This window comes from Streptomyces minutiscleroticus (genome assembly GCF_014650875.1).
In the GTDB taxonomy this organism is placed as follows: domain Bacteria; phylum Actinomycetota; class Actinomycetes; order Streptomycetales; family Streptomycetaceae; genus Streptomyces; species Streptomyces minutiscleroticus.
In genome coordinates, this window is record NZ_BMVU01000126.1 from 1 (window position 1) to 7,377 (window position 7,377).

Here is a 7,377-nt window from a genome sequence, read left to right on the forward strand (position 1 = left end):
GCGCCACCGCCGCGGTCATGACCGCCGCCGGCACCGTACTGCTGCTGTCCTGACCACCACCCCCGCGAGGGACTCCGCCCCGACGGGAGCACCCCGATGCCCCCGCAGCAGACACCCTCAGCGACGTCGGAAACCCGTGGACATCATCCACCCGGGAAACCGGGCGCCTTCCCGCCCCGTACACGAGTGACGTCACGGCTCGTGGGCGGAGCCGCAGGAAGTCGCCGAGGCGGCCGGGTCCGCGCGGCAGGTGGCAGGTCGTCGGCTCTCAGCACAGCCGCGCCGGGCCGTGACGGGCCGCGGCCGTGGGAACGGCCCACGGACTCATCGCGCCGGTCGTCGCCGGCCGTGGCGGCGCTTGAGGACCGCACGCCGTGCGCGAGGTCGCGGTGACCGACTGCCTCACCCGCGTCCCGCCCCACAGCGCATACATCCGAGACATCCCCCAACCCCACACGAAGGACATCCCACTCGTCATGAACACCCTCGCTGACACAGCCGCGCTCATCGCCGTCCTCGGTGCCGCGATCATCTACGGCACCGACGTGTTCTGCGCACTCGTCCTGCGCCCGGCCGCGAGCGGCGCGAGCGACGCCTCCGTGGCCGACCTGCTCGGCAGGGTCCACGCATACGGAGACCGCCGTCTGCCCGTGCCGGGCGTCCTGGCCATCGTCGCCACGGCGCTGGCCACCGCCACCGACGACAGCACCCCGGCACGGATCGGCGGAGCCGTCGCGCTGGCCGCCCTCCTGCTGTGGCTCGCCGTCTACCTGCGCATCAGCGCACCCATCAACAAAAGACTCCGCGCGGCCGCGGCCGACCGCACCGTCCCGGCGGACACCAGGCAACTCCAGCAGCGCTGGGACAGCGTCATCTGGACCCGGGCCCTCCTCCAGACCATGGCGCTGGCCGGCCTCCTCACGATCGTCCTCATCTGACGAAACCGCCGAACGCGGATCAAGGGCCGTCTGATCAGCACCGACCAGCTTCGGCACAGATGCCGGGGCCGGTCGGGAGCCGATCGTAGGCGCCGACCCACCACGCCCTGCCGTCGACACGGCCGCAGGCCCACAGCACCGAGGAAGACGAACGATGAGAACCTACGAGCTCCGCGCCTACACCCTGTCCTCCCGGGAGGCGTTCGACAGCTACCGCACAGTGCACTACCCGCGCCATCCGACCGGCTTCGCTCACCACGGCGTCGGCCTTCACGGCCTGTGGACCGCCCAGGACGGCTCGCTCGTGCTGTACGCGCTCGTCTCCTACGCCGAGGGCGAGGACCCGGAGAAGGTCGCCGAGCGGTTCATGCGCAGCGCCGAGTTCCAGGCGGACATGGCGGGATTCGATCCCTCCACGATCGTCGACGTGACGACGACCCGGTTCAAGCCCTCCGCGGGATCACCGCTGTTGTGACTGGGCCATCCGTCCACGGCGGGCGGCTGGGGCTCGCGGATGTCCGCGTCGCCGATGGACGGGACCGCCAGGAGGAGGTCGACCGCCGGTTCTTCGCCGTCGCCACCGACCTCGTCGGCACCCCACCGAACTCATCGACGAGGCCGGCGACATCGTCTGGCACTCGCGGAGCACGCTCTGGGGCACCACGGCCTGGGCCCGTGACAGCAGCGCCTACACCCCGCTGCGCTTCCCCGGCCAGTACTACGACCCCGAGACCGGCCTCCACTACAACCACTTCCGCCACTACGACCCGGAGACCGGCCGCTGCACCTCCCCCGACCCGCTCGGCCTCGCTCCCGCCCCGACCCCGTCGCCTACGTGGACGACCCGTTGGGCCTGATGCCCAAGTACACCAAGGAGGAGAAGGCCAGGAAGCGGGTCGACAAGATTGTGGATGACGTCATCGCTCGGGCGCGGAACGACGTGCTCAGGAAGCATCCCGACTATCACGGGGACAAGCGGCACGCCTTCACCGACGAACGGGTCCTGGAGATTCCGAAGAACCCGGACGCGGTGTACCGCTCCACGGATACGTCCGGAAACCTCCTTTCCGGCAGGGGGAGGACGTGGTCGTGCCCTATGGGCCCGGCAGCACCCAAGGTCAGGCCATCACCGCGTACGGCTCGTCGGGGATCAAGGGAGAATCGGGGGCGACGGCGCTCGGCGGCAAGCCCACGGACCCCGGTGCGCCGGTCACCCACGAAGACATCGTGAACGGCAGGATCCCGGCCAGGAACGGCTGCATGGCTCCGGCGGTACGGATCAGATGAGGCAGCGGCGACCATGGAACTGACCTTCGACGACGACTGGCGCGCCACGGTGACGGACGACCCGCTGCCCGTCACCCCCCGCTTCGCCGGAAGCTCGGTGGCGGTTGCTCCCTACGGGGACGTGGAGAAACGCGAGCGGTTCCTCGCCGCCACCTTCGGCAGCCAGGAGTGGCTGTGGGACACCCCCGACGTCCTCCGGTTCGACCGGGAGAGCCGGAGACTGGCGGGGGCCGAGTTCCGGATGCCCTACACAACCGCTGACCACGAGAGCGTCGCTCGCATTCCCGCCATGCCCGCGACGCGTCCGGGCGGTCTTCGCGCGGACGAGGTCCGCGACTTCCGGCTGGAGACGTGCACGGTGCTGTGCCGCGCCCCCGAAGACGGTGTGCTGGTCTGCCTGCGCGCCCTCGACGTGCTCGACGAGCCGTTGGAGGCGTGCGTCGGCATCGCTCCCGACCTGGCGCTCCTCGTCCAGCACGCGACCGTCGTCGGCTGGCGTCTGACCGACCCGGTCCGGTACTTGACCACCGCGTTCACCGACCCCGACCCCGCCCCGCCGGCCGGCACCACCCGGAGGCTGTTCACCGAGTGCCTGGACCTGGTCACCGTGCCGGTGGCCGACGACGTGGCGGACGGCGAACCGGCGGCGTTGGCCCGGCTGCGGGCCGCTGACCAGGCTCTGCGCGCCCAGCGCGAGGACCGGTACCGCGCCGGGGCGCTGCTCGAGTTGATCGCCACCATGGTGGAGGACTACGGGGACCGGTGACGGCCCGGATTTCCTCCGGCCCCTCACACGATCCGCGACCGTCCTCCATGACACCTGCTTTCGCCGCTACGCTCCCCTGGAAAGTTGCTCCCTCCAGCCGGGAAGGGGAAGAAACGGCACTCACGCGGACGTCTTCCTCGGCGCCCCCGGAAAACGGTCGCGCCGCGCGCCGATGCCGAAGCTCGGTTGGCCCGGGCAAGGGCTTCGGTGCTTCCCGGGGTGGTGTCACCCGCCATGATCAGGCGTCACCTGTCTCGACCCTCATGCCGCGTACGCGGCCACCGGCGACGACAAGCTCTGGGAGGTGACACCTACTGATCTCCTCGGGCGTTGTCGGGAGACAGGTCGGTTCGAGGCCGGTGCCGGTGAGACAGCCGTCGGCCGGATCGGGGCGGTGCCGGATGTGCCGCTGGCCGCGGCGAGGCTGCGTTCGAGGCGGTCGTCGTCGGTGAAGGCGACGTCGGCCAGCGGGCCGCGCCGCAGCGGTGACCACACACCTTCCGTCGGGTTGAGGTCCGGTGCGTAGGAGGGCGGCTGCCAGGACCGGCCGTGCCGGTGCAGCCGCCGCCGCACCGCCGCCGACGAGACGTCCCCCGTACCGCCGGAGAATCAGTGCCCGGATCCCCGCCAGGGTCCAGCGCTGGTCCCCCCGCCATGCACGGCCGGACCTCGGGCCGGACCTCGGGCCGGCTCCTGTCCCGGCTCGGCGAACCGGTCGTCGGTCGGTTCGGGCCGCCTCGGCGGTCCGGCGGAGTCCAGAGAGGCCGTGCCGCCCTGGCGCCGGGCCCGCCGCCGGTGCTCCACGGACCGCTCGCCCACCCGCAGTTCCTTCGCGATCGCCGCGTTCTTCTCGCCCCGCGTGAACCGCCCGCCCGCCCGCCTCGAACCGAATCCGCTCCCGGAACCGTCGTCGGTCGGCGGTCACCCCACCACCCTGCGCCTACCGCACACCACCGGCCCACCGCAGGGATCACCCCGCGTCATCCTCTCCGACAACGCTTCGTAGAGATCAGTAGACCGGTCCGCGGGGTCGCGGTCGACTTTCGTCGCGGGCCGCAGCGACGAAGGGCCACTGCGGCGGCCGGTCGGCAGGGCTTAGCGTGGCCGTGTGACTCGTGTGGAACCCATGGCCCCCGCAGCATCCGCTCACCAGGCGCCGGCGGTGAGGCTGCGCCGGGTGTTCCGGCCGGCCGCGCCGTGGCAGGCCCTGTTCGCTCCCGGGATGTGGCCCGGCCGGCGCATCCTGGGTGAATCGTTGCTGTCCCTGGGCCTGGTTCTGGCGGCGGTCGTTGCCGGACTGCTGGGCGACGACGGCGGAGCAGGGGTGGTCGGCGTCACGCTGGGGGTCGGGCTGCTGTCGCCGCTGCGCCGAGTGCTGCCCGCGACCGTGTTGCTGGTGGCTGCGGTCGGTTCCGTCGTGCTCCCGGGGGCCTGGCCCCTCGTACTGATCGCCGCGTGGTCGGCCGGGCGGCGGACAGGCGGTCTCGGGCGGGGGGCCGGTGTCTTCGCCCTCGCCTATGGTCTGTCACTGGGACTGTCCGCAGTGTGGGAGCGGCCGCCGCTCTCGCCCTCGCTCCTGGTCTTCAGCGGGTTGTGGTTGCTGGTCTCGCTCATCGTGCCCGGTCTCGCCGGACGTTACTGGGCGCAGCGCCGGACGCTGACCGACACCCTCCGCGAGTACAACGCCCAGCTCGTACGTGAACGCGCGATGATAGCCGGGCACGCCCGGATCCGTGAGCGTCAGCGCATCGCGCAGGACATGCACGACAACCTCGGCCACCAGCTCGCGCTGATCGCGGTGCACACGGGCGCGCTGGAAGTGGACCGGGAGTTGACCGGGCGGCAGCGCGAGGCTGTCGGGGTGCTGCGTGAGGCGTCCGTGGCCGCGATGCACGAGCTGCGCGACGTGGTGGGCCTGCTGCGGGACGGCACCGAGGCGCCCGGTGGCGCGGGACCGGCCGCGGAGACGGACGGGGAGGACCCCGGGACGCCGTCACGTGGGGTGGCCGGCATCGACAGTCTGGTGGAGACGTCCCGGAGGGCGGGTGCGATGGTGGAGCTGCGGCGTTCGGGCGAGGTGCGCCCGCTCGCCCCGGCTGCGGACCACGCGGCGTACCGCGTGGTCCAGGAGGGCCTGACCAACGCCCACAAGCACGCTCCCGGCGCTTCGATCGCCGTCGGCTTGCGGTACGAGCCGGACTCCCTGGTCGTCGAGGTCACCAACCGCCCGGCGGCAAGACCGGCGCCCGGCAGTGTGGCCACCGGCGGCCAGGGGCTGACCGGGCTGGAGGAGCGGGTCCGGCTCGTCGACGGCATGGTGCACGCGGGCCGCACGGCCGACGGTGGTTTCCGGCTGGCGGGCGTCCTGCCGTACACCTCGGCGGGCGGCGCCGACGCGACGTTCGTCGCTGCCCCGGACGACTTTCGGGCGCAGCATCCGCTGGGCTCCTTCGGTGAGAGTGATCCGGTCATCGACGGGAACGGTCTTCCGAAGGAGTTGGCCAGGGCAATGAGCAGGAACAAGAGGGGCAGCGGCATAGCCATCGGCTGCGGGGTGGTTGCCCTGGTCGCCGTGGTGCTGACGGCCGGGCTGATCGTCGGCGGTGTGTTCCTTTTCCGCGAGGCCGACGAGGCCATGATCGAGCCGAAGCAGTACGACGCGGTGAAGGTCGGCCAGTCCGAGGCGGAGGTCCGGGGGCGGCTCCCCGGCGGGGACTCCTTCCTGACCAGCGGTATGGAGAAAGGCGCGCCGCCCGTGCCGGAGGGGGCCCAGTGCCTCACCCTGCTCTCCACGGAGTTGGGAAGCAGCTGGGAGGCGGAACCGGTGTTCCGGTTCTGCTTCAAGGACGGCGAACTGGTGGAGAAGAAGTCCTTCGAGGTCAGGAGCTGAGGAAGGCCGGGGCCTGGTATCGGGGCGGCCGACCCGGTCGGGGATGATGGTCCGACGCCCGGATGTATGACGGACCGCACAGGAGAGTCGTGATCAAGGTTCTGGTGACGGATGACGAGCCGCTGATTCGGGCGGGCATCCGGATGATCCTCTCCTCGACCGATGACATCGAGGTCGTCGCCGAGGCGGCGAACGGCCGCGAGGCGGTCGAACTCGCCCGGACACGGCACATCGACGTCGCACTGCTCGACATCCAGATGCCGGTCATGGACGGGCTGACCGCCCTGGCCGAACTGCGGCGGGCGGCGCCGCGGGTGAGCGTGCTGGTCCTGACGACGTTCGGCGAACGGCAGAACGTGCTGCGCGCGCTGAGCGGGGGAAGCGCGGGCTTCATCCTGAAGGACTCGGCGCCCACGGAGCTCATCCGTGCGGTACGAGCGGCAGCAGCCGGTGAGGCGTACCTGTCGCCCGGCGCCACGCGGCATGTCGTGGACTCGCTGGCGTCCGGGGGCACCGCGCACCGGGAGGAGCGGGCCCGCCGCCGGCTGGAGAAGCTCACGGACCGGGAGCTGGAAGTGCTGGCTCTGCTGGGTGAGGGCCTGTCGAACGCGGACGCCGGTCAGCGGATCCACATGAGCGAGGCCACGGTCAAGACGTATGTGAGCCGGATCCTCGCCAAGCTGGAATGCGAGAACCGGGTGCAGGCCGCGCTGCTGGCGCGGGACGCCGGCCTGGGTGCCTGAGCGCGCCCGGCCTGGTGGCGGGTGGGCCGGGCTTCTCGGCTGTGTGCCTGCCGAGGATGTCGTCCATGCGGCTCGAGGCTTGTGATGGTGCGGCGGGGTGAGCACTCGTACTGCTTCGTCCGGCCTGCCCGACGGTCGCTGACCTCTTCGCCACACTGCAACTACTGCCGGTGAGCGGCTGCGACGAGGACGGGGAGATCCTCGCCCCGCGCCACCGGATCACTCTTCTTGAGCGACGGCCCGGTGCGGGCCGGGTCAGGTTCGCTCCGGCTGATCGGGCGTTTCTCGCCGCTCAACTGGTGCCGCTGCCCCGCCGGGTGCTGCGCGGTCTGCGGTTACTGGTCGGGCCCGACACCGTTGTGCGGTGGCACCGCGATGTGATGAAGCGGCGCCAGGCCCGCACCCGCCGGTCCAAGAAGCCGGGCCGACCGACCGCCATCCGCTCGATGCGCACAGCCATGCGGGTACGGGGCGCGTGTTCCATCGTCTGACCTGTCGCCAGGGCCGTGGTCGGGTTCTGCTGCGCCGAACGCCACGCTCGCTCGTGTCCGCTCTCGACCGGTCAGCGTGCGGCCGGGTATGCCGGCACACATGGCAGGGGCCGATGCGGCGAAGTGATGTCGGACAGTGTCGAAATCGACTGGCTGCGCGCCTAACGGTGGTTTGTTAATCCGGGCAGTAGAGGTCAAGAGGTCTGCCAGTGGTGACGGCGTCGATGAGGTTCTGGAGTTCGGTGGGCGGGGGCTTCACTGT

General features: G+C 71.4%; 7 protein-coding genes and 2 pseudogenes. 8 read left to right on the forward strand and 1 reads right to left on the reverse strand.

Translation table 11 applies throughout. The features are described 5' to 3' along the window. Positions 1-476 precede the first annotated feature (476 nt). From IE271_RS39810 to IE271_RS39825, 5 genes and pseudogenes are all read left to right on the forward strand, one after another. Positions 477-938, forward strand: coding sequence for an anthrone oxygenase family protein (locus IE271_RS39810; RefSeq protein WP_190195320.1), 462 nt, complete (start codon positions 477-479; stop codon positions 936-938). A gap of 154 nt (positions 939-1,092) precedes the next feature. Beyond that, a complete protein-coding gene (locus IE271_RS39815) occupies positions 1,093-1,413 on the forward strand; it encodes an NIPSNAP family protein (RefSeq protein ID WP_190195321.1) in 321 nt (106 codons plus the stop codon). Between the two features lie 62 nt (positions 1,414-1,475). Continuing rightward, positions 1,476-1,800, forward strand: a pseudogene (locus IE271_RS43795) (RHS repeat-associated core domain-containing protein); the annotation flags it as partial. A 227-nt stretch (positions 1,801-2,027) separates the two neighbouring features. Beyond that, the gene (locus IE271_RS43080; protein ID WP_229919956.1) at positions 2,028-2,225 is read left to right on the forward strand and encodes a hypothetical protein; all 198 of its coding nucleotides are present in this window, start codon (positions 2,028-2,030) and stop codon (positions 2,223-2,225) included. A gap of 13 nt (positions 2,226-2,238) precedes the next feature. Beyond that, the gene (locus tag IE271_RS39825) at positions 2,239-2,991 is read left to right on the forward strand and encodes a hypothetical protein (RefSeq protein WP_190195322.1); all 753 of its coding nucleotides are present in this window, start codon (positions 2,239-2,241) and stop codon (positions 2,989-2,991) included. A 343-nt stretch (positions 2,992-3,334) separates the two neighbouring features. Here IE271_RS39825 and IE271_RS44435 read toward each other — a convergent pair. Further along, positions 3,335-3,916 (reverse strand): annotated as a pseudogene (locus tag IE271_RS44435) (winged helix-turn-helix domain-containing protein); the annotation flags it as partial. A 297-nt stretch (positions 3,917-4,213) separates the two neighbouring features. Between IE271_RS44435 and IE271_RS39830 the strand changes: the two are divergent. The 3 genes from IE271_RS39830 (at position 4,214) to IE271_RS39840 (ending at position 7,115) form a co-directional block, all read left to right on the forward strand. Then, the gene (locus IE271_RS39830) at positions 4,214-5,881 is read left to right on the forward strand and encodes a sensor histidine kinase (RefSeq protein WP_190195325.1); all 1,668 of its coding nucleotides are present in this window, start codon (positions 4,214-4,216) and stop codon (positions 5,879-5,881) included. A gap of 89 nt (positions 5,882-5,970) precedes the next feature. Further along, positions 5,971-6,624: a response regulator transcription factor gene (locus IE271_RS39835; protein WP_190195323.1), complete on the forward strand. Its 654-nt coding sequence runs from the start codon at positions 5,971-5,973 to the stop codon at positions 6,622-6,624. A 170-nt stretch (positions 6,625-6,794) separates the two neighbouring features. Continuing rightward, on the forward strand, positions 6,795-7,115 hold the full coding sequence (locus IE271_RS39840) for a hypothetical protein (RefSeq protein WP_190195324.1): 321 nt from the start codon (positions 6,795-6,797) through the stop codon (positions 7,113-7,115). Positions 7,116-7,377 lie beyond the last annotated feature (262 nt).